16 protein-coding genes are annotated in these 21,569 nt (G+C 62.4%); 12 read left to right on the top strand and 4 right to left on the bottom strand.

Going from position 1 to position 21,569, the window contains the following annotated elements; genetic code table 11:
* Positions 1-59: 59 nt before the first annotated feature.
* Both ligD and ACFQ6H_RS04690 read right to left on the bottom strand, forming a co-directional pair.
* Positions 60-1,100: a non-homologous end-joining DNA ligase gene (gene ligD / locus ACFQ6H_RS04695; protein WP_378446698.1), complete on the bottom strand. Its 1,041-nt coding sequence runs from the start codon at positions 1,098-1,100 to the stop codon at positions 60-62.
* Positions 1,100-2,146, bottom strand: coding sequence for an ATP-dependent DNA ligase (locus ACFQ6H_RS04690; RefSeq protein WP_378542681.1), 1,047 nt, complete (start codon positions 2,144-2,146; stop codon positions 1,100-1,102). Before ACFQ6H_RS04690 ends, ligD begins: the two co-directional genes overlap by 1 nt.
* A gap of 109 nt (positions 2,147-2,255) precedes the next feature.
* Here ACFQ6H_RS04690 and ACFQ6H_RS04685 point away from each other — a divergent pair, with 109 nt between their 5' ends.
* Positions 2,256-2,873: a hypothetical protein gene (locus tag ACFQ6H_RS04685; RefSeq protein WP_007731384.1), complete on the top strand. Its 618-nt coding sequence runs from the start codon at positions 2,256-2,258 to the stop codon at positions 2,871-2,873.
* An 87-nt stretch (positions 2,874-2,960) separates the two neighbouring features.
* Here the strand turns inward: ACFQ6H_RS04685 and ACFQ6H_RS04680 are convergent, their stop codons facing one another.
* Both ACFQ6H_RS04680 and ACFQ6H_RS04675 read right to left on the bottom strand, forming a co-directional pair.
* The gene (locus ACFQ6H_RS04680) at positions 2,961-4,112 is read right to left on the bottom strand and encodes a magnesium and cobalt transport protein CorA (protein WP_007731382.1); all 1,152 of its coding nucleotides are present in this window, start codon (positions 4,110-4,112) and stop codon (positions 2,961-2,963) included.
* Positions 4,113-4,426: 314 nt separating this feature from the next.
* Positions 4,427-5,044 (bottom strand): TetR/AcrR family transcriptional regulator, encoded by a 618-nt coding sequence (locus tag ACFQ6H_RS04675; RefSeq protein ID WP_378531732.1) that lies wholly within the window; start codon positions 5,042-5,044, stop codon positions 4,427-4,429.
* Between the two features lie 100 nt (positions 5,045-5,144).
* Between ACFQ6H_RS04675 and ACFQ6H_RS04670 the strand changes: the two genes are divergently transcribed.
* The 11 genes from ACFQ6H_RS04670 (at position 5,145) to menC (ending at position 21,466) form a co-directional block, all read left to right on the top strand.
* Complete coding sequence (locus ACFQ6H_RS04670; protein ID WP_378531730.1) at positions 5,145-6,059, top strand: SDR family NAD(P)-dependent oxidoreductase; 915 nt, start codon at positions 5,145-5,147, stop codon at positions 6,057-6,059.
* A gap of 49 nt (positions 6,060-6,108) precedes the next feature.
* A complete protein-coding gene (locus ACFQ6H_RS04665; RefSeq protein ID WP_378644309.1) occupies positions 6,109-7,710 on the top strand; it encodes a PucR family transcriptional regulator in 1,602 nt (533 codons plus the stop codon).
* A 144-nt stretch (positions 7,711-7,854) separates the two neighbouring features.
* Positions 7,855-9,453: an ABC transporter substrate-binding protein gene (locus ACFQ6H_RS04660; RefSeq protein ID WP_378644306.1), complete on the top strand. Its 1,599-nt coding sequence runs from the start codon at positions 7,855-7,857 to the stop codon at positions 9,451-9,453.
* A gap of 227 nt (positions 9,454-9,680) precedes the next feature.
* Complete coding sequence (locus tag ACFQ6H_RS04655; RefSeq protein WP_378644303.1) at positions 9,681-11,282, top strand: ABC transporter substrate-binding protein; 1,602 nt, start codon at positions 9,681-9,683, stop codon at positions 11,280-11,282.
* 62 nt (positions 11,283-11,344) lie between these two features.
* Positions 11,345-12,358: an ABC transporter permease gene (locus ACFQ6H_RS04650; protein WP_378644301.1), complete on the top strand. Its 1,014-nt coding sequence runs from the start codon at positions 11,345-11,347 to the stop codon at positions 12,356-12,358.
* A gap of 1 nt (position 12,359) precedes the next feature.
* Positions 12,360-14,240: a dipeptide/oligopeptide/nickel ABC transporter permease/ATP-binding protein gene (locus ACFQ6H_RS04645; protein ID WP_378644298.1), complete on the top strand. Its 1,881-nt coding sequence runs from the start codon at positions 12,360-12,362 to the stop codon at positions 14,238-14,240.
* Positions 14,237-15,028 carry an ABC transporter ATP-binding protein gene (locus tag ACFQ6H_RS04640; RefSeq protein WP_003940215.1) on the top strand — a complete coding sequence of 264 codons (792 nt, stop codon included), beginning with the start codon at positions 14,237-14,239 and terminating at the stop codon, positions 15,026-15,028. Before ACFQ6H_RS04645 ends, ACFQ6H_RS04640 begins: the two co-directional genes overlap by 4 nt.
* Positions 15,025-18,384 (top strand): serine hydrolase, encoded by a 3,360-nt coding sequence (locus ACFQ6H_RS04635; RefSeq protein ID WP_378644296.1) that lies wholly within the window; start codon positions 15,025-15,027, stop codon positions 18,382-18,384. The genes ACFQ6H_RS04640 and ACFQ6H_RS04635 overlap by 4 nt, the downstream gene beginning before the upstream one ends.
* Positions 18,381-19,544, top strand: coding sequence for a M20/M25/M40 family metallo-hydrolase (locus tag ACFQ6H_RS04630; RefSeq protein ID WP_378446708.1), 1,164 nt, complete (start codon positions 18,381-18,383; stop codon positions 19,542-19,544). The genes ACFQ6H_RS04635 and ACFQ6H_RS04630 overlap by 4 nt, the downstream gene beginning before the upstream one ends.
* Positions 19,522-20,343 (top strand): GNAT family N-acetyltransferase, encoded by an 822-nt coding sequence (locus tag ACFQ6H_RS04625; RefSeq protein WP_378644293.1) that lies wholly within the window; start codon positions 19,522-19,524, stop codon positions 20,341-20,343. Before ACFQ6H_RS04630 ends, ACFQ6H_RS04625 begins: the two co-directional genes overlap by 23 nt.
* Positions 20,333-21,466: an o-succinylbenzoate synthase gene (gene menC, locus ACFQ6H_RS04620; RefSeq protein WP_378446709.1), complete on the top strand. Its 1,134-nt coding sequence runs from the start codon at positions 20,333-20,335 to the stop codon at positions 21,464-21,466. Before ACFQ6H_RS04625 ends, menC begins: the two co-directional genes overlap by 11 nt.
* The last annotated feature ends 103 nt before the right edge of the window (positions 21,467-21,569 follow it).

Here is a 21,569-nt window from a genome sequence, read left to right as displayed (position 1 = left end):
TTCGACGTGACCGTACATTCGACGTCTGATCGAATTACCCGATATGTCCGCCTCTGACGCTACCCGTCTTTGTTCTTCCGATCGCGGTCCTTGCTCGGTTGAACACGTTTGGGTTCACCGGGCATTTTGGGATAGTTCGGCGGGTACGGCAGATCGCCCAACCCTGCCGCAAGATCCTTCTCCCACATCTCCAGCAGAACGTCGAGGGCAAAGGCCTTGTCGTGCATCGCTTCCATGGGATCTCCGCGGTCTGCGAGCAGGCCGGGAACCGTGGCGATGGTGCAGTCGTCGGGATGCACGTCGCGCAGTTCGTTCCACGTCACCGGGGTCGACACTGTCGCGATCGGTGTCTTACGGGCGGAGTACGCCGCCGCGATGGTCCGGTCGCGGGCATTCTGATTGAAGTCGATGAAGATTCGCTCCCCGCGCTCTTCCTTCCACCACGCCGTGGTGGCTCGATCGGCACTGCGACGCTCGACCTCACGAGCGAGGGCGATACCCGCGTGACGGACCTCGACGAAATCCCAGCGCGCTTCGAGCGGGATGTAGACGTGAAGGCCTCGGCCACCGGACGTCTTGGGGAATCCCTCCAATCCCAGCTCGTCGAGCAGTGGGCGAAGAACTTCATCCGCGATGGCAACGGCCTCGTCGAATCCGGTCCCCGGTTGCGGATCGAGATCGATGCGGAGTTCGTCCGGGTGATCGGTGTCCGGGCACCGCACGGCCCACGGATGAAACGTGACGGTCCCGAGATTTGCAGCCCACACGATGTTCGCGGCACTGCGCACTCGAAGGACATCAGCCTTGCGACCCGACGGGAACGTGACCTCGCAGGATTCGACGTGCTCTGGCCGCTTTGCCGGCAGACGCTTCTGGTAGACCTCTTCGCCCTCGATGCCGTCGGGGAACCGCTGAAGATGTGTGGGGCGATCTTGGAGTGCTCGCAGCGCTGCACCCTGCAGCGCCACCGTGCGGTAGTACTCGACAAGATGTCGCTTGGTTCCGCCGTCCTCACCCAACTGCGGATAGTAGATCTTGTCCGGGCTCGACAACCGGACCGCGATCCCGTCGACGTCCAATTCCTCTGCCGGACTCGCCATCACTTACCACCTGCAAGTACATCCGCGAAGTCGTATCGCACCGGAACCTCCAACTGATCGAATGTGCATTCGTCGGGCACCCTGTCCGGACGCCAGCGCAGGAATCGTGCAGCGTGCCGGAAGCGTTCCCCTTCCATCTGGTCGTATGCCACTTCCAGCACCCGCTCCGGACGAAGCGGAATCCACGAGCGGTCTGCGGCCGATCTCCACCGACTGGCCTCGCCTTCGGCCACAACGTCGTCCCCGAGCCGCAGAGGCTCGAGCTCGGCCAGCAACTCGATTCGCCGCGCCGCGGTAAAAGCCGAAGCGCCACCGACCATCTTCAATTCCGAACCGTCGAACAGACCCAGAAGCATCGACCCGATACCCGGCTGACTCTTGTGGGGACGGTAGCCCAGCAATACGACATCCGCGGTCCTGGCGTGTTTCACCTTGATCATCTCGCGCTTGTTCGGCAGGTACGGCCCCGCCAGCTTCTTGGCGACAACCCCGTCGAGGCCCGCGCCTTCGAAGGTGTCGAACCAACCCATTGCTTCGGCGCTGTCTGCCGTCGCGGCAGTCACGTGGCAACTCGGTCCGCCGCCGACGGAATCGAGGAGCAGCGCACGCCGCACACCGAAATCCTCGATCGAGACGTCTCTGTCCCCGAGCGCAAGTAAATCGAACCCGACAAACTGTGCGGGCGTTTGTTCCGACAACAATGCAACGCGGCTCGCGGCGGGATGAATACGTTCGGACAATGCTTCCCAACTCAGGCGCGTCACACCGTCGATTTCACGGGGAACCACCAGTTCGCCGTCCACGACGCATTTCTCGGGCAATTCAGCTTTGACAGCTTCAACTGCTTCGGGAAAATACCGCGCCAAGTCTTTTCCTCCCCGCGACCCGAGCACCACTTCGTCACCGTCGCGAAAGATGATTGCTCGAAATCCGTCCCATTTCGGCTCGTACGACCACGTCGGATCACCGGACTCGGGCTGAGACGGCACGGTGGCCGCGGCCTTCGCGAGCATCGGGGCAAGCGGCGGCATCAGGGGTAGGTCCACCTACCCATACTGACAGTCCGGTTGGCAATTCGACTACCGATGTATTGGAATAGGTCCCGAACAATCTACGAACCATCAGAATTATCCAAGAATCAACAAAGGGGTCCCTATGTCCGGAATCGTCCGGCGACTTTGCACTGCGGTGATCGCAACTTCTGCAATCGCCGCCTTCACCGTCGGTTGCGGTTCCGACATCGAGCCGAAAGCCATTGCGGAATCATCGTCCTCGGTTGCCGATTCGACAACTACCTCAGCGGCCCCGACCACCTCGAAGATCACCGGCCAGGAGGGCTCGGACGACGGCGGCGACGTCGACATCGACGTGTCGATCGGTGATTGCGTCAAGCTCGGCGGTACCACGACGGCCGCGGAAATCGACAACGCGGACTGCGGTAGCAAGGATTCCAACTACAAGGTGGTCGCCAAGGTTCCCACCTCTGATCTGTGTGCCTCCGATGTCGACTCGTACTACTACGAGACTCTCGCGGGTGACGAGCAGGGCGCTGTCTGTCTCGACGTCGACTGGGTAGTGGGCGGATGCATGGATCTCGGCAGCGGAATGGACGAGCCTGCCCGCATCGAATGCTCGGATACCAGCGGCACCAATGTCGTCGAGGTCGTCGAAATTCTGCAGAACTCCACGTCGATCGACGAATGCGGTTCGGGGGCAGACTCGGGATTCGAGCACCCGGAACGTAAGTTCACGGTCTGCGTCGCCACGCTCTGATTCGAGCGCCTTCCCGAAAACACCTGTGCGCCTTGCCAACCGAATTCGGTTGACAAGGCGCACAGCGCTTTCTACAACGAGTGCTTTCTACAGCCAGCCCCGACGCTTGAAGATCGTGTAGAGACTTCCACACGTCAGGAACATCATCGAGAGCGCAAACGGATAGCCCAAGTGCCAGTGCAGTTCCGGCATGTCGTCGAAGTTCATCCCGTACACGGTTCCGATGAGCGTCGGCGCGAAGAGAATTGCCGCCCACGCCGAGACCTTCTTGATCTCCTCGTTCTGCGCGTAGCTTGCCTGCGTCAGATTGCGCATCTCCTCGTTCTGGTTCTGCGACACCAGAGTTGCGTTCACCGTGAGGATGTTTCCGAGCAACTGACGAAAGCCGTCGGCCCGCTCCACCACAGTCGTCGCATGGTCAGTGACGTCGCGGAGGTAACGCTGGAGTTCTTCGTCCGTGTGGTACTTGTCGAATCCTGCCGACAACCCACGCAGCATCCCCAGCAGCGGACGAGTCGCCCGCTGGAATTCGATCACCTCACGGGTCAATTCGTAGATGCGACGCGATACTCCGGGATCGCCACTGAACACTTCGGTTTCGATCTCGTCGATGTCGTTCTGCAGGCCGGCAACAACCGGCGCGTACCCGTCGACGACCGCGTCGAGAATAGCGTAGAGAACAGCCTCGGTGCCCAATCGCAAGAGGTCGGGGTCGTTCTCCATGCGAGTCCGCACCGCCGACAGATCCGGCGATTCACTGTGACGGACGGTCAGAATGAAGTTCGGACCACAGAAGATGTGCAGCTCGCCGAATTCGACCCGCTCGGTCTCGTCGCGGTACCGCGCTGCCCGCAGGACCACGAACAGCGTCTTGCCGTAGCGCTCGAGCTTGGGGCGCTGGTGCGCGACGATCGCATCCTCGACCGCCAGTTCGTGGAGGTCGAAATGCTGTGCAGCGGCATACAACTGAGCGTCGTCGGGCCGGTACATTCCGATCCACGCCATCGACTGCGAATCCGGAAGGCAGGACAGCGCTTCCGCCAGCGTGGACGGTGACGCAATCCGCTCGCCGTCGCGGTACACGCCACTGTTGACGACGGTCGATTCGACGGGCGCTACTGCCTCGGGCGGGGCGGCCTTGACGACGGTGCGCGCGGCACGTGAGTGTCCGGGATGCGAGTCACCGAGACCCGCAGAACGACGTGGCAGTACCGACCGTGAACGACGAAATTCGCGCATGCTGAACAGCTTTCAAGGGAAGAGTGAACGACGACGCTTGCTTCACAGCAAAGCCGAAGCCGATGAACACACGATGAAGCTGCAGCAAAATGCCGGATCAAACCGGGCGGCTACAGCTTCAGTTGGTACTCGGAGGTTGGCCACGCATTACAGCCACACCTCCTCTTCCCTGAATTCCTGCGCAAGTCCGCGCACGACGCCAACATGCTACCCCGACTGCCAGGGCTCGACAAACCGCACGACAAACCGAACGCCAAGCCGCAGGACCGCCCGAAACGGCCGAAGGAAACCCGCACGGTGAATGCAGCTTTCAGTCAGCTCGCGGCGCGCAATCCGCCGACCAAGAGTTCGACGATCTGGTCCGCCAACGACTCCGTCTCCGCCAACGTCTGCCCTTCACGCCTTCGGTACCAGAGGTCGATGCCGTTGAGACTGCTGAGGAGTACTTTTGCCGCCATTCGAGGTGAACCCGCACGAATGGAACCATCCGCGACACCTTCGGTCATCACGTCGACGAACAGATTCTCGTAGTCGAGCCGCAGAGAATTCAGTTCCACCAGGACTTGCTGTTGCCTCGGTTTGAGCGCCGAGTTCATCTGGCCCCGGACCCCCTGGTGGATCGTGTGGTGATACCCGAGATGTGTCATGAGATTGACCAGGTGGGCGTGCGACATCGCTTCGAGACGCGCGAGGCCGCTGTCTGCGACGTCCATCCGAGCCTCGACCTCGGCGCGGAGCATGCTCATCCCGCGCTCGTAGATTGCCAGGTAAATGTCGAACTTCGAGCGAAAGTGATAGTAGACAAGACCTTTGGTGGCACCGATCCGATCGGCCAGTAAATCTACAGTCGTGGCCGCGTAACCGTCTTCGGCGAAGGCGTCGGCGGCGCTGGTGATGATCGCGGATCGCACGTCCGGAAAATCACTACTCATTCGACTTCCACTCCCATTCACACTGCCTGCCAGCCCTTGACTGTTTCCAAGTTGTCGCATAGTAATACTGAGTAGTATCCCAGATCAGAGAGGTTTTCCAATGTCGTTGGATTTTTCCGGCAAGGTAGCGATCATCACGGGCGCAGGCGGCGGACTCGGCCGTTCACACGCATTGGCCCTCGCGGCACGCGGTGCCCGCGTCGTCGTCAATGACATGGGTGGCTCGGTCAACGGCAGTGGCGGCGCCGATACCGCAGCAGCCAAGGTCGTGGCAGAAATCGTCGAGCTGGGCGGCGAGGCCATCGCGGACCACTGCGACATCACCGATGCCGACGCCGTTGCGGCCATGGTTGCGACGGCCGTGGACAAGTGGGGCCGCGTGGACATCCTCATCAACAACGCCGGAATCCTGCGCGACAAGTCGTTCATCAAGGCCGAGCTCGACGACTTCCGCAAAGTCATCGACGTGCATCTGATGGGTTCCGTCATCTGTTCCAAGGCGGTCTGGCCGCACATGGTCGAACAGAACTACGGACGCATCCTCATGACTACGTCTGCATCGGGAATTTACGGCAACTTCGGCCAGGCGAACTACGGCGCCGCCAAGTCCGGCGTCGTCGGCCTGATGAACGTTCTGTCCATCGAGGGTGAACGCAAGGGCATCCGGGTCAACTCGCTGGCTCCGACCGCCGCGACCCGTATGACCGAAGACCTCCTCGACGAGAAGACTCTCGCTCTGCTTGCACCCGAATCGATTTCACCCGGCGCACTGTTCATGGTCTCCGACGATGCGCCAACCAAGACCATCCTCAGCGCCGGCGCCGGCGTCTTCGCGATCGCTCGCATGGAAGAGTCGCAGGGCGTGTACATCCCCGAAAGTGCACTCTCGCCCGAGGTCGTTGCCGAGCGGTGGGCCGAGATCAGTGACATGACGAATTCCGTTCAGGTACCCGCGGCATTCGATCAGACCCGCCGGTTCGTCGAGAAGGCTGTAGCGGAGCAGCCGACCAACTGAGCAGGGCAACCAGCCAACTGATCGACCATGCTCCCCCTAAGGTGTGGTGGTGACCACACCCACGGGAGTATCGATCGTCGACATCGTCGACAGACTGGGAATGACGTTCCTCAGCGGTGGCGACACCGTCGACGGCGCCCGCACTGTCAGCCGCGTGACCCTGCATGAAGGGTCCGAAGCTACGCAGGACAGTGTGGGCGCCGTCGTGCTCGGTGCAGGTCTCGCCGGCTCGGCCGATATCGCAACGGCGGTAAGAGAATACGGCTCGGCAGGCGCGGTAGCACTGATCGTCAAGGAACCCCTGGACTTCGACGGACTCGTCGAGCAGGCGGTAGCCGACACCGACGTCGCGCTCCTCGGAATGGTCAAGGATGCGAGCTGGCTCCAAAGTGCGTCGTTGATCAACGAGATCCTCGAATCCGGCAACAACGGGGACCGCACGACGGCCGCCGACGCCGACCTGTTCGATCTCGCCAACTCGATCGCTCAGGTGATGAACGGCCCCGTCACCATCGAGAACCAGTCGAGCCGGATCCTCGCGTTCTCGGCGGATCAAGCCTTCGGCGACGAGGCACGCAAGCAGAGTGTCCTCGGACATCAAGTGCCGCAGCACTATTCCGACCGACTCAGGTCCATGGGGTACTTCAACAAGATCTACGGCTCGGCCCTTCCGGTCTTTCTACCGGGAATCGGGCCGGGCATCAGGCCCCGAGTCGGCATGCGAATACATGCGGCATCTCAAATCCTCGGTTCGATTTGGGTAATCCTGGACGAGGAGCCGAACGAATTGCAGGTCAAAACGCTCGTCGAGGCTGCGGGCGTGGCCGCCATGAGTTTGCTTCGCGCCAAACTGGCCGCGGATTCGGCACGACGGCTGAGGCTGGGTGAAGTGATCACACTACTCAGTGGCGGCACTTCGGCCAAGGAAGCGGCCGAGCGACTGGGCTACGGTCGTTCGAAGGCAACCGTGCTGGCGGCCGGCTTCCGTGGCGGCGCCGGCGCGTCGTTGGAGGCCGAAGCCGACGTCGATCAACTGGCCCTGACACTCAATACCTATCTCCACCAGGTATTTCCACTGTCGGTGGCGGCAGCGATCGGCGGTACCGTCTACGCCGTCATCCCGCACACCCGGCATCAGACCGACGACGACTACGTGCGCCGGATCGCGTCGGAGTTCGCAGACCGTTCCCGTTCGGAGAAGTCGGTGGTCATCGGAATCGGTGCAACGGTGACCGACGTGATGACGCTGGAGAAGTCACGCGACGAAGCCGACCGAGCGCTTCGCGTTCTGAGGTCGACGTGGAATTCCTCGGGCCGGACCGTCGCGCGTGCCGACGACGTGCAGATCAATTCCCTGCTTCTACGCCTCTCCGACGCCCTGGCGGACGAGAACGAGACCGCGTCGGGTCCACTCGCCGTTCTACGCGAATACGACCGCACGCACGACATCAACCTCGTCGACACACTCCGCGCCTGGCTCGACACGTTCGGTGACATTCCGGCGGCTGCGTCCTTGGTTCACATCCACGTCAACACATTCCGGTACCGCCTCAAGAAGCTTGCCGGTATTGCCGGCATCGATCTCGACGACCCCGAGACGCGATTCAGTCTGATGCTCCAGATTCGTCTCTTTTATCCGGCGACGTCGTAGCGATCTACCAAATCTCACGGAACCTTCGTAAATTCGGACGATGCTCTCCTTCTTTCGTTGGGTGAAGATTCATGCAATCGTCTTTTGCTCCCCACTCGACGGACCTCCGTCATTCGGGTCGGGACTTCACCTTCCGGAGGCACCATGAAACAACGGTCCTACGCACTACTGGCCGCGGCAACCGGCACCGTCCTTGCCCTGACCGCATGCTCGTCGGGTGGCTCGTCGGGCTCAGGTGGGGGTGAGCCCCTCACCGACGGCACCTTCAAATTTGCACTCGTGGCCGATCCCGGCGCATTGAATCCGCTGATGACCGCGGCTTCACCGGCACACGCACTGGCACGTCTGAGCTACGACTATCTGCTCAACCCAGATCCCGATACCGGCGTAACTAAGCCATGGTTGGCCGAAAAGTGGGAAGAGACAACTACTTCCGCGTCGTTCACCATTCGCGACGGCGTCACCTGTTCGGACGGATCCGCCCTGACTGCCCAGACTGTCGCAGACACCGTCAACTTCATCACGAACGCCGCAAACAAATCCGCTCTCCGCGGGGTGTACGCACCGGCAACTGCAACAGCCAACGCCGACCTGGCAACACGGACAGTGACGGTTACGACTCCGGAGCCCTCTCCCTTCCTGCTCCTCAATCTGGCGCGGATCCCGATCATGTGCGAGGCAGGGTTGAAGGATCCGACGGCGGCAAACAAGACGACCTTCGGATCGGGCATGTTCCAGATGACCGAGGCCGTGGCGAACGATCACTACGCGTACGTCCGGCGCGACGGATACAACTGGGGACCTGACGACACCACCTCCGACACTGCCGGAGTGCCCAAGAATGTCGTCGCGTCCATCGTGACCAATACAAGTACGTCTGCGAATCAGCTGTTGTCCGGTGATCTGAATGCCGCCGCCGTCTCCGGCGCCGATCAGGACCGATTGAATGCCGCGAACCTGAACACGGTCAAGCAGCCGGCTCCGGCAGGCGAGATGTTCTTCAATCACAGCCCGGGTAATCCGACCAGCGATCCGGCCGTGCGCAAAGCCCTTGTCCAGGCGCTCAATCTCGACGACCTCGCCGAGATCTTCACCGCCGGCCGCGGAACCCGGTCTACCACGATGGTGTCCATCGAACCGAGGGCCTGCATCTACGACTCTGTCGCCGGAAACCTGCCGGCCTTCGATACCAGCGCAGCCGCAGCAACTCTCGAATCAGCGGGCTGGAAAATCGGTGCCGACGGTAAGCGCAGCAAGGACGGCACACCGCTCCGACTTCGGATGGTCTACGAAACATTCGGTGACTCGACCGATGCTGCCGCCGACGTCGCACTCAACGCTTGGAACAATCTGGGCGCAACTGTCGAACTCACCAGCGGAGACTCGAACAAGATCCTCGATGTAGCACTCAGCGGCAAGGACAACACCGCGTGGGATGTTGCGTGGGAGCCGATCAACGTCGCGCTGCCCAGCATGCTCGTACCCTTCCTCTCCGGTCCGGTGCCCGCTGCGGGACTCAATTTCTCGTCGATCTCCAACCCTGCCTACGACGCCGCCGTCGCCAAGGCTTCCGGACTGACCGGCGAGGATGCTTGTGCCGCTTGGGCAGACGCCGAATCGGAGATCATCAAAGCAAACTCAGCGGTACCTTTTGCCGACAAGATCACGACTCTCTACTTCAACAATGCGGGTCTTGCATTCGGCCGTAATTTCACCGGTTCGGCCCTGCGCCTGTACCAGTAGACCGCCGGTAGCGACCGGGGAAATCGTCGTGTTTCGTCGGTCGCTGTCGGGATACGGACAGGTATTCACTGATCCTGGCGGTTTTCGTGGGAGCGGACGAAAATCGACCCGATTTTCGTGAGGATCGACAGAGATGCGCGTCACGTCATGCGCCAAGATTTAGCAGTCAACACTCAACCGCGCCCTCTCGAACTTCGCTCGGGCACCAGCTCCATCCCGGAGGCACCATGAAACACCGCTCCTATCCAACACTTGCAGCAGCCGCTGGGCTCGCTCTCGTGTTGTCCGCTTGTGGCTCGGGAGGCACGTCCTCGGGCGCCGGTGGCGGTGAACCGGCCACGGACGGGACCTTCCGTTTCGCCCTGCAGGCCGATCCAGGTGCACTCAACCCGATCATGTCGGCCGCCTCGGCGACCGCCGAGTTGTCGCGTTTGGCGTACGACTACCTGATCTACCAGGATCCCGATACCAGTGAAGTCGGACCGTGGTTGGCGGAGAAGTGGGAGGAGACCCCGACCTCTGCGTCCTTCACCATCCGTGACGGGGTGACCTGTACCGACGGATCGACGCTGACACCGCAGACCGTCGCGGACAACATCAACTTCGTGGCCAACCCGGACAACGGTTCACAGTTGCGCGGGTCCTCCGTGCCGACCGGCGCCACTGCGACTGCCGATCCTGCAACACGCACTGTCACGGTGAGCACTCCGGCGCCGAGCCCGTTCCTTCTTCTCAACGTCGGTCGCCTGCCGATCCTGTGCGAGGCCGGATTGAAAGATCCGACAGCGTCGAACAAGAAGTCGCTCGGCACCGGCATGTTCGAAGTCACCGAAGTGGCCGCCAACGACCACTACACGTTCCAGCGTCGCGAGGGCTACAACTGGGGCCCCGACGGCACGACCTCCGACACCCCGGGCGTCCCCAAGACGGTCGTCGCCGCCATGTCGCCGAACGTGAGCACCGCCGCAAATCAGCTGCTCTCGGGTGAACTCAACGCAGCTCCGATCGCCGGTCCGGACAAGGACCGCGTCGCGGCAGCCAATCTGGACTCCGTCGGTCGGCCACTGCCGGCAGGCCAGATGTACTTCAACCAGATCGCGAGTAATCCCACCAGCGATCCCGCAGTGCGCAAGGCCCTGATCCAAGCGGTCGATCTCGACGACCTCACTCAGGTCATCACCGCCGGACACGGGGTCCGGGCAACCAGCCTCGTCGCCGTCGAACCGCGCGCCTGCGTTTACGACTCTGTCGCAGGCAACATTCCGGACTTCGACCTCACTGCCGCCAAGGCAACACTGGACGGCGCTGGTTGGACCGCCGGCGCTGACGGCAAGCGAAGCAAGGATGGCAAGCCGCTCAATCTCCGTCTCGTGTACGACGGCACCGACGATCCGCGCAACGCGGCGGCCGAACTTGCTCAGTCGGCGTGGTCCGAACTCGGCGCAAACGTCGAGGTGACCGGGGGCGACTCGAACAAGATCATCGACGTCATTCTGAGCGGCAAGGACAACTCTGCCTGGGACATCGCCTGGGTCCAGGTCAACTCCTCGCTGCCCAGCACCTTCACTGCGTACTTTGCCGGGCCGGTTCCCGCAGCAGGCAAGAACTTCGGATCGGTCAGCAACCCCGCCTACGAAGCAGCAGCCACCAAGGCTTCCGGTCTGACCGGTAGCGACGCTTGTGACGCCTGGGCCGACGCCGAGTCGGAGCTCACCAAGACGATCGCGGCCGTGCCCTTCGCAGACTCCGTCATGAACGTGTACTTCAACAAGGCCGGACTCTCATTCGGCAAGTCGCTCAACGGTTCTGCGCTGCGTCTCTACCAGTAGGCCGCCCGCCCACTCTGAAATATCTTCCCGCCCCAGCATCCCGCCCTCCGGAAAGACAGCCCATGAGTCAAACTATTGAAGCCGCGAAACCAGAAGCGGCGCCTCAGGCTCGAGCAAAGTGGCTCGAGTCCGACAGCTGGCCCGCATATCTTCTGCGTCGTTTCGGCACCTTCGTGATTTCACTCTGGGCGCTGGTGACTGCGGCGTTCCTGATGCTCCAACTGATTCCGGGAGACCCGGTTCGGTTGGCACTGGGAATGAACGCACCGGTCGAACTGGTCGAGACAACGAGGTCTCAGCTCGGTTACGACCTTCCCTTGTGGCAGCAGTACTTCCGATTCGTCGGCGGGTTGCTGAGCGGGAATCCCGGTGACTCGATCACCTTGAGGACTCCGGTCTTCGAGGTGATCGCGTCCCGCCTACCGGCAACACTCGAACTGGCTGTACTCACAGTCGTCACGGTGCTGCTGGTGGGCATTCCGATCGGCCTCATCTTCGCTGCACTGACCCGCAACGGTCGACGACGCGGAGTCGAGATCGGTTACACCGCAACGTCGGGCACCATCGCCGTGATCCCTGAGTTCATGTTCGGTACGGCGCTGGTCTACCTCTTTGCCGTCACGTTCCCTGTTCTGCCCGTCGCCGGCCGCGGTGGACCGGAAAGCTACATCCTCCCGGTCGCGGCCATGTCGATCGGTGCCATCGCCTCGATGTCGCGCATCGTCCGTGCAGAGGCGCTCGGCGTGTTGGACATGGACTACATCCGTACGGCGCGCGCCAAGCGAATGCCCGTGGCACGAATCTACTTCCGTCATGCAATGCCCAACCTCATGACGTCGACGCTGACGCTCGCCGGACTCCTCCTGGGGGGTCTGATTGCCGGCACCGTGCTCATCGAGAGCATCTTCGCCTGGCCCGGCATGGGCATGGCGCTGGTCAAGTCCATCACCGAGAAGGACTACCCGCTCGCCCAGACGCTGGTCGTGGTCTACGGCGCCATCGTCCTTCTCATCAATTTCATCGTCGACGTGGTGCTCGCTCTCATCGACCCACGATCCACAATTCGGGAGAACTGAGTTGAGCACCTCACCTACGGCCCCCACTGCGGCCCCCAAGACGCCTCCGCGACGACACTGGATCGTCGGAACGTTTCGCACCCCACTGGGAATCCTCGCCCTCACGTTCCTGACCGCTCTGATCGCCCTCGTCATCTTCGGACCGATGATCTGGGGTGACGCCGCCGTCGCGGCCAACCCGAAGGCACTGTCTCAGGGACCGAGTTCCGAGCACATCTTCGGCACCGACGCCGGCGGGCGTGACGTCTTCGCCCGCACGATGACCGCCGCGAGACTGTCGGTGCTCATGGCGCTCGGAGCCGTCGCACTCGGTGTCACAATTGGCCTGATACTCGGTACGCTCCCGACGCTCGCTCCCCGGTGGGTCGGACGAATGGTCGTGGCATTCCTCAACTTCGCCATCGCGTTCCCCGGTCTCCTTCTGGCCATCTTCCTGTTGGTCGTTCTCGGACAGGGTGCTGGCAGCGCGGTGATCGCCATCGGTCTCGCCCTGGCCTCGCCGTTCGCGAGGTTGACGTACGCGCTGGCTTCCTCGGTCAACGGACGCGACTTCATCGACGCAGCACGCATCCTCGGGGTCACCAAGCCCGGGTTGTTGTTCCGCCACATTCTCCCCAACATCCGTGAACCACTCATCGTCAACGCCAGCATCGCTGTCGGCAGCGGCCTTGTGGTCTTCGCCGGACTCTCGTTCCTCGGCTTGGGCATTCAGCCGCCCGCGTTCGACTGGGGCCGGATGCTCAACGAAGGCCTGTCGAAGATCTTCGTCAACCCGGCCACCGCACTTGCTCCCGGCATCGCCGTCGTGCTCGCCGGTTTGACCTTCACGTTGCTCGGCGAGGCCATTGCACGCGGGGCGGGAGTTCGCAGCCCGATCAGCAGTCGTCTGCCGAAGTGGAAGCCGATCAATGCACGCACAGCTCAGACGGATTCGACGCCCAGCGACGACGACGCGGTACTGACCGTTCGCAACATGTCCGTCGCGGTCCCCGCGGGTGACCACTGGCGTCGCCCCGTCGACAACATCAGTTTTACAGTTCATCGCGGCGAAACCGTGGGCATCGTCGGTGAATCCGGCTCCGGAAAGTCACTGAGTTGCATGGCCATCGCGCAGCTGACCGACCACCCCACCGTGGTCGACGCCGGGCTCATCGAGTTCGACGGCACCGTGCTGATGAAGGACGGGAAGCGGCCGGACGACGCGGCTTCGCGCAAGGTTGCCCGCCAACTCGGCACACGTATGGCGATGGTGTTCCAGGATCCGATGTCGTCCATGAATCCGTCTCTCAAGGTCGGATACCAGGTCGCCGAGATCGGTTGGCTCCACGAAGGCATGAGCAAGGCCGACGCGAAGAAGGCGGCAGTCGAGCGACTGAACGCCGTCAAGATCCCCGACGCGCCCAGGCGTGCGAAGCAGTACCCCCACGAGTTCTCCGGCGGTATGCGTCAGCGCGCGATGATCGCCATGGGTCTGATGGGCAAGCCCGCTCTGATCATCGCGGACGAACCCACCACTGCGCTCGACGTGACCGTTCAGCGTGAGGTCCTCGGGCTGCTCCACGAGGTTCGCGAAGAAACCGGCGCCGCAATCCTTCTCATCTCGCACGACATGGCCGTCATCACCGGCATGTGTACCCGTGTCCTGGTCATGTTTGCCGGCGAAATCGTCGAAGACATCGCAGTCGACGATCTGACTGCCGGTCGTGCAAAGCATCCGTACACCCGCGCGCTGATCGCCGCAGTCCCCACCATGAGCACCGATCGCGACAAGCCGCTTGCCACCGTCGACGAAGCCTGGCAGGTGGAGAGCCTCGACGCCGAGGAGAGCACCGCCGACATCGAGTTGGAAGAACTGTTGGCTGTTGCAGAGGAGATCCGATGAGCAGGCTCGAATTCCGTGACGTCAACGTCCACCTCGGAAGCGGTTCGAAAAAATTCCACGCTGTCAAGAACATCAATCTCGACATCCCCTCCGGATCGGTGGTCGGTCTCGTCGGTGAATCGGGTTCCGGAAAGTCGACACTGGCGCGAGCAACTGTCGGCCTGGCCGAGCCCAGTTCCGGCCAGATCCTTCTCGACGGTGTGGACGTCGCTCACGCCCGCGGCGCGACGGCTCGTCTGCGCCACCGGATCCAGATGGTCTTCCAGGATCCGTACTCGTGCCTCGATCCGAGAATGACCATCGGCCAGTCATTGGCCGAGGCGCTGCGATCCACCGAGCGTCGTGACAAAGCTCGCCGCAGCCGCGGTGACCGCGCTGCCGAGGTGGCTCGACTCCTCACCACCGTCCAACTGCCGGTGGAGAAGGCGCACGAATACCCGTCGTCGTTGTCGGGTGGTCAGCGCCAACGCGTTGCCCTCGCGCGGGCATTGGCAGCCGCACCGGCAGTCCTGCTTGCCGACGAAATCACCTCTGCCCTCGACGTATCCGTACAGGGCGCCGTCCTGAATCTCTTGGTGGATCTGCAGAAGCAGTTGGGTCTGACGGTTCTGTTCGTCAGCCACAATCTCGCGGTGATCCGCTACGTCTGCGACCACGTCGCAGTTATGCTCGGCGGCGAGATCGTCGAACACGGACCGGTTCTCGACGTGATCGATTCGCCCAAGGAGCCGTACACGGCCAAGCTGTTGTCTGCGATCCCGACCTTCGGGGAGCCGATGTTCCAATGACAACGCCGACCACTCTCGACTCCCCCGCTGCCGTAGCCCGTGCCGAAGAACGTCGTTGGGCGAGAATCCCGGATTACGCGTCCGTGGTTACACCGACCAGCATCGCCGTATCGGCGTCGGGACGCATTGCATACGTACGTACCGAAGCGAATCCGGCCGCGGATACCAACGAGCACTCGATCTGGTTGGCTTCCCCGCAACTACAGCTCACCGCGGGACCTGCCGACACCTCACCGGCATGGCATCCCGTTTCCACGCTGTTGGTCTTCGTTCGGCCGGATTCCTCGGGCACACCGCAACTGTGGAAGGTCGATGCCACCGGGGGACCCGCCGTTCAGATGACCACCACGGAACAACTCCCGCTCGGCGCTGGGGCACCGGTGTTCTCTCCCGACGGTGCTCGAATCGCCTTCAGTGCCCCGGTCGACCGCACTGCCGCCGGATCGTCACGCCTCGTGGTGGCGAAACGCCTCAACTACAAGGTCGACGGATCCGGCGTCCGGGGCAGCGTTCGTGCGCACCTGTTCGAGTTCGATCTGGCCGCCGGCTCGCTTCGGCAACTGACGGACGGCGATTGGGACGCTTCGCATCCCGCGTACAGTCCCGACGGCACCGAACTTGCTTTCACCGCGGCGATGGACGGCAATGCCGATCTGACACGGGCGAGTTCCGCGTGGACCGTATCGCTGATTGATCTCGCCTCGGCTCCGCGGATGCTGGGGCACGCACGCGGCATCGCCGGACCACTTGCGTGGACACCTGCCGGCGACGCCGTCGTAGCAGTCGGTTGGCACACGCCGATCATTCACAACAACGAACTTCTTGTCCTGCACCGCGACCAGCGAGTGGAAGACCGCGGTCTGACGTCCGAGCTCGACCGAAACGTCATGCCTGGCGGGACCGGTTATCCCGGTGGCGCACCGTGTTTCACCGCCGACGGCGACATCGTTTTCTGCATCCGCAACCACGGCTCCACCGAACTGCACAAGGTCGATTTCGGATCAGGCTCCGCCTCACCACTTCTCACCGGAGAACAGAGCGTGGTCTCCGGCCTTGCCTTGACGTCAGGGAAGGCCGTCGTCGCGCTGGCAACGGCGACGTCCTTCGGTGAGGTCGCCGTCATCGATCTCGAGACTCGCGCCGTCGAAACCGTCACCGAATTGAACACGGAACTGACAACTTCCGTCGCGTTCCCAGTCGCCACCGAGCGTTGGTTCGACATCAGCGACGGCGCCCGTGTTCAGGGTTGGATCCTGCGCGACCCGAACGTCACGGGCGCCGGTCCGCTGGTTCTGGACGTCCACGGCGGACCACACAATGCCTGGACCGGAACGCCCACCGTGATGCACGCGTACCACGCGGAACTGGTCGCGCTGGGATACACGGTCTTGATGATCAATCCGCGCGGAAGTGACGGCTACGGAAACGACTTCTTCGACGGCGTGCGGGACGGCTGGGGCGAGGCGGATCGCGCTGACCTGCTCGAACCAGTCGAAACGCTTGTCGCCGAAGGGATTGCTGATCCGAAACAACTGGTGCTCACGGGCTACAGTTATGGCGGATTCATGACCTGCGCCCTGACGTCGGTCACCGATCGGTTTGCCGTCGCAGTCGCCGGTGGCCTCGTCTGCGACATCGCGAACACGGCGGGCCCGTCGGACGAGGGCATCTTGCTGCAGACGGTCGAATTCGACCCGCAGTCATCTCGGGTACAGGAACTTTCGCCGTTGGGGCGAGTCACGAAGGTGACAACACCGACGCTGATACTGCACGGCGGCAGCGATGTCCGGTGCCCGGTCAACCAAGCCGAACAGTGGTTCGGTGGACTGCGTTTGGCCGGCACCCCGACCGAACTGGTGGTCTACCCGGACGCGTCGCATGCCTTCGTGTTGACGGGCCGCCCGTCCCACCGACTGGATTACAGCACCAGGCTGGTCGAGTGGCTCGAACGTCACCTCTCCCCCACGCCGGCACTCATCACGGTCGACCCCGACTACTGGCAGTACCGACTCGACACCCTGAGCGCGAAGTACGGGGTACCCGGTGCCTCGCTGGGAATTTTGACCACAGGTCGCAGCGGATTCGACCGCACCGTGGTCACTTCCGGTGTCGTCAGCACCCGCACCGGTGTCGCGGCCACACCTGACACGTTGTTCCAGATGGGTTCGATCAGCAAGGTCTGGACGGCCACACTGATCATGCAACTCGTCGAAGAAGGACTGCTCGACCTCGATGCACCTGTTCGGAACATCCTGCCGGACTTCGCGGTTGCCGACACGGTAGCCACCGAAACGGTCACGACACGCCACCTGTTGACTCATACCAGTGGCATCGACGGTGACGTCTTCATCGACGGCGGACGCGGCGACGACTGCGTCGAGCGATACGTCGCAGCCCTGACCTCGACGGTGCAACTCTTCGCTCCCGGTACCGATTGGTCCTACTGCAACACCGGCTTCGTCATCGCCGGACGAATCATCGAGGTTCTCCGAGGTAAGAGTTGGGACGCGGTTCTGCGCGAGCGGATCATCGGGCCGCTCGGCCTGACCAAGACAACGACTCTGCCCGAGGAAACGGCACTGCACCGCGCCGCAGTCGGGCACGTCGGCGGCCCCGACAAGCTCGAGCAGACACCACAATTCCTCATCCCACGTTCGATGGGCCCCGCCGGTCTCATCAACAGCACAGCTGAAGATCTACTCCTGTTCGCGCAGGATTCGATGCGCGAGGATCCGGTGCTGCTTCAGCGTTCCACTCATCTGGCGATGCTCGAGGAACGCCGCCAGATCGGTGACGTGTCGTCTGCAGACATCATGGGAACTACGTGGCTGCTGCACAATTGGGGCGGGGTACTGGCGCACGGCCACAACGGCGGAACTCTCGGCCAGCAGTCGTTCTTGCGGGTGGTCCCGTCCTGCGGCATAGCAGTAGTCCTGATGGCCAACGGCGGAGCGATGGACGGTCTCTCGGGCGATCTTCTGGCTGAGGTGATCGCTTCGATCGGCGGCGTCGCCGTGACACCGGGATTCTCGCCTGGTGACCCCCACACCCGCATCACGTCCTCACCCGAGGAACTCGATGCGCTGTGCGGTCTGTACCGCGATGCTGCCGCCGATTTCGTCCTGGAACGGACCGGCAGTTCTCTGACCGCCCACCGCACCGATCACATCGATCCTTCGCTCAACGCCGAAACGGCAGAGTCCGTCTCTCTCAACCTGATCGAAGTTCACCCTGGAGTGTTCGGGACCCGACTCCCTCAAACATCGAGTTGGATCCGGATCACTTTCTCCGACAACGGGAGTACACAATTGTTACACGTCGGAAGCCGCGCATATCCGCGAGTGAACAACCGATGACCGTTCTCCGCGATCTGGCCGAGCGCCAACTTCCTCAGATCCTCGAGGACGCCATCGCGCTCATCGAAGTCGAGTCGCCGTCTCACGATCTCGAAGCTGTTGCTCGCAGCGCGAAATGGACGTCAGACCTTGTCCACGAACGACTCGGCGTTACACCGGAGTCGATAGTGAGGGAAGGCCGAACCCATCTGGTGACCCGTTTCGGCAGCTCACCGACGCGGCTGATGCTGCTCGGTCACCACGACACCGTGTGGCCGATCGGCACCTTGACGCGCCTGCCCGCAGCCGTCACCGACGGAGCACTTCGAGGTCCTGGCGGCCTCGATATGAAACTTGGTGTTGTTCAGGCGATTCACGCCCTCGCCATCGTTCGAGAGTTGCACGGTGACGATGCACTCGACGGGATCACACTCCTTGTGACCGGTGACGAGGAAATCGGTTCGCCCACGTCGCGGTCCCTCATCGAGGAACTTGCTGCGGGCGCGGTGCTCGTCCTCGAGGCCGGCGGCGACGGCGGTGAACTCAAGACCGTCCGCAAGGGAGTGTCTCTGTATCGGATCCATGTTGCCGGCCGCGCTGCACATGCCGGGTTGGAACCGGAAAAGGGCATCAACTCGGCAGTCGAGCTGGCTCGTCTCGTGATCGCGATCAACGACTTGTCCTCTCCCGCGCAGGCAACCACCGTCACGCCGACCGTCATTTCGGCCGGAACCACCACCAACACGGTTCCGGCAGAAGCATTTGTCGACGTGGACGTGCGCGCAACCAGCGCAGCCGAGCAGGAGCGGGTCGATTCGAATATCCGAGCCCTGCAGGCAATCCACCCCGAAGCAGTAGTAACGGTCTCGGGTGGCGTCAACCGGCCTCCCCTCGAAGCAGCGATGTCCGCACCGTTGCTTGCCTTGGCGGAACGTGTTGCGCTCGAGCATGATCTGACTCCTCCCGTCGGCCTCGCCGTCGGTGGAGCCTCGGACGGAAACTTTACTGCCGGCATCGGCATCCCCACCCTCGACGGCCTCGGTGGCGTCGGCGGCGGTGCACACGCCGAGACCGAGCATGCGCTCGTGTCCGCTATCGCCCCGAGAACGGCGTTGGTTGCGGGCCTTATTCGTTCGATCACGTCTGAAGGGGGCCCTCGTGTCGAAAAGCAAAGCGGTTGAGTTTCGAGAACTGGTCGACACCCGCGAAATAGCCGATCTGTCTGCCGTTTTCGACGAGATCTGGGCAACCAGTCCCGGACCGGCTCATTTCGGCACGGCGATGTTGGTTGCACTCCATCACGGTGGCCATTACGTGGTGGGAGCCTTCTCCGAAGGCGAGATGATCGGCGGTTGTGTCGGTTTCTTCGTCGAGCCTCTCGGCCAGGTCCTGCACTCGCACATCGCCGGAGTTCTACCGGGGCACGCAGGCAAGGGAATCGGCCGCGCTCTGAAGCATCATCAGCGGGACTGGTGCATCGAGCGCGGCGTCAGAACGATCCGTTGGACCTTCGATCCGCTCGTCGCACGAAATGCCTACTTCAACATCCAGCGTCTCGGTGCCGAACCGGCTGAATACAATCCGGATTTCTACGGATCGATGGCAGACGGTATCAATGCCGGCGACGCCAGCGACCGCATGCTGGTCAGCTGGGATCTCGACGCCGATGAAGCTCCGAGTTCTGCTGTGGCCGTGGATGATACATTCAAGGTGCTCCAACCCACCGAGGACGGTACACCTCGGATGCTCCCGATCCCACCCGACTGCATCGACATCGCAGTCGGAATACCCCGAGACATAGAGCATCTGAGAACTGTCGACCGCGCCTCCGCCTTTGCCTGGCGACACGCGCTTCGCGAGTACCTCGAACCATTGATCGCCTCGAAGGAATGGCAATCGACCGGCTTCGACCCCAGTGGCTATTACATGTTCACGAAAATCTGCGAGACAACCGGAGAAGAGCAAGTCCATGCACATTGAGTCCGTCGAATTGCGCGAACTGCGCATCCCTCTCGTCTCCCCTTTCACCACGTCATTCAGCACCCAACTCGAGCGCAACACCCTCGTCCTGAAGGTGAGTGGCACCACCGAGGGCCCCAACGGCCCGGTGGAGACTGTCGGATGGGGCGAGTGCGGCTCGCTGAGCGATCCGTACTACAACTCGGAGTACACCGCCGGCGCGCGAGCGATGCTGCGCGAGTATCTCGTTCCGACGCTGCGTAAGTCGCAGTCGGATCAGCCGCTCTCGGCCGAGACCGTCGGCAGCGTGCTTCATCACATCGTGGGTCATCAGATGTCCAAGTCGGCCATCGAAATGGCAATTCTCGATGCTGAATTGCGTGCTCGCGGACAGTCGTTCGCTCGGTACCTCGGTGCCACTCGCACGCGGGTTCCGTCCGGTGTATCCGTCGGTATCCAGGACAGCATTCCGCAGTTGCTCGAGACCGTCGGCAATTACCTGTCGCAGGGTTACGTGCGAATCAAGCTGAAGATCAAGCCGGGCTGGGACATCGAACCTGTCGCAGCAGTGCGCAAGGAGTTCGGCTACGACGTCCCGTTGCAGGTCGACGCGAATGCCGCGTACACACTTGTCGACGCGCAGCTGCTGCGTCGCCTGGACGAATTTGCACTGCTCCTCATCGAACAGCCTTTGGCCGAGGACGATTTGGTGCAGCACGCCAAGCTTGCCCAGTCCCTCTCGACTCCGATCTGCCTCGACGAGTCGGTCGAGTCGGCCAAGGATGCAGCCGACGCCATCACGCTCGGTGCTGCTTCGGTCATCAACATCAAGCCGAGCCGTGTCGGTGGATACCTGGAAGCCAAGCGAATCCACGATCTCGCGTCGGCGCACGGTATTGCGGTGTGGTGCGGCGGAATGCTCGAGACCGGAATCGGCCGCGCTGCCAACGCCGCTCTCGCCGCGCTGGACGGCTTCACACTGCCCGGCGACATCTCGGCGTCCGATCGCTTCTACAAGGAAGACATCACCGAACCGTTTGTCATCGAGGACGGCCACATCGCCGTGCCGCAGGGACCGGGATTCGGTGTGACTCCGCGTGAAGACGTCATGGAGCGCTTCACCGTCGGAACCGAAATTCTGTAGGTTTCCACAGCGTCGACAAACAGTCACCTCCGCCCTCACCGGGCGGAGGTGACTGTTTGTCGTTTGTGTCGGTAGGGAGGTGCATAGTGATTCGGACATGATG

This window comes from Rhodococcus sp. NPDC056506 (assembly GCF_042794945.1).
Lineage (GTDB): Bacteria > Actinomycetota > Actinomycetes > Mycobacteriales > Mycobacteriaceae > Rhodococcus_F.
This window is presented reverse-complemented; position numbering and strand designations above follow the sequence as displayed.

What these genes read in the sequence shown, in the direction of transcription:
- ligD (WP_378446698.1), bottom strand. Translation starts at nt 1,100, where the DNA reads ATGGCGAGTCCGGCAGAGGAATTGGACGTCGACGGGATCGCGGTCCGG.
- ACFQ6H_RS04685 (WP_007731384.1), top strand. Translation starts at nt 2,256, where the DNA reads ATGTCCGGAATCGTCCGGCGACTTTGCACTGCGGTGATCGCAACTTCT.
- ACFQ6H_RS04680 (WP_007731382.1), bottom strand. Translation starts at nt 4,112, where the DNA reads ATGCGCGAATTTCGTCGTTCACGGTCGGTACTGCCACGTCGTTCTGCG.
- ACFQ6H_RS04675 (WP_378531732.1), bottom strand. Translation starts at nt 5,044, where the DNA reads ATGAGTAGTGATTTTCCGGACGTGCGATCCGCGATCATCACCAGCGCC.
- ACFQ6H_RS04670 (WP_378531730.1), top strand. Translation starts at nt 5,145, where the DNA reads ATGTCGTTGGATTTTTCCGGCAAGGTAGCGATCATCACGGGCGCAGGC.
- ACFQ6H_RS04660 (WP_378644306.1), top strand. Translation starts at nt 7,855, where the DNA reads ATGAAACAACGGTCCTACGCACTACTGGCCGCGGCAACCGGCACCGTC.
- ACFQ6H_RS04655 (WP_378644303.1), top strand. Translation starts at nt 9,681, where the DNA reads ATGAAACACCGCTCCTATCCAACACTTGCAGCAGCCGCTGGGCTCGCT.
- ACFQ6H_RS04650 (WP_378644301.1), top strand. Translation starts at nt 11,345, where the DNA reads ATGAGTCAAACTATTGAAGCCGCGAAACCAGAAGCGGCGCCTCAGGCT.
- ACFQ6H_RS04640 (WP_003940215.1), top strand. Translation starts at nt 14,237, where the DNA reads ATGAGCAGGCTCGAATTCCGTGACGTCAACGTCCACCTCGGAAGCGGT.
- ACFQ6H_RS04635 (WP_378644296.1), top strand. Translation starts at nt 15,025, where the DNA reads ATGACAACGCCGACCACTCTCGACTCCCCCGCTGCCGTAGCCCGTGCC.
- ACFQ6H_RS04630 (WP_378446708.1), top strand. Translation starts at nt 18,381, where the DNA reads ATGACCGTTCTCCGCGATCTGGCCGAGCGCCAACTTCCTCAGATCCTC.
- menC (WP_378446709.1), top strand. Translation starts at nt 20,333, where the DNA reads ATGCACATTGAGTCCGTCGAATTGCGCGAACTGCGCATCCCTCTCGTC.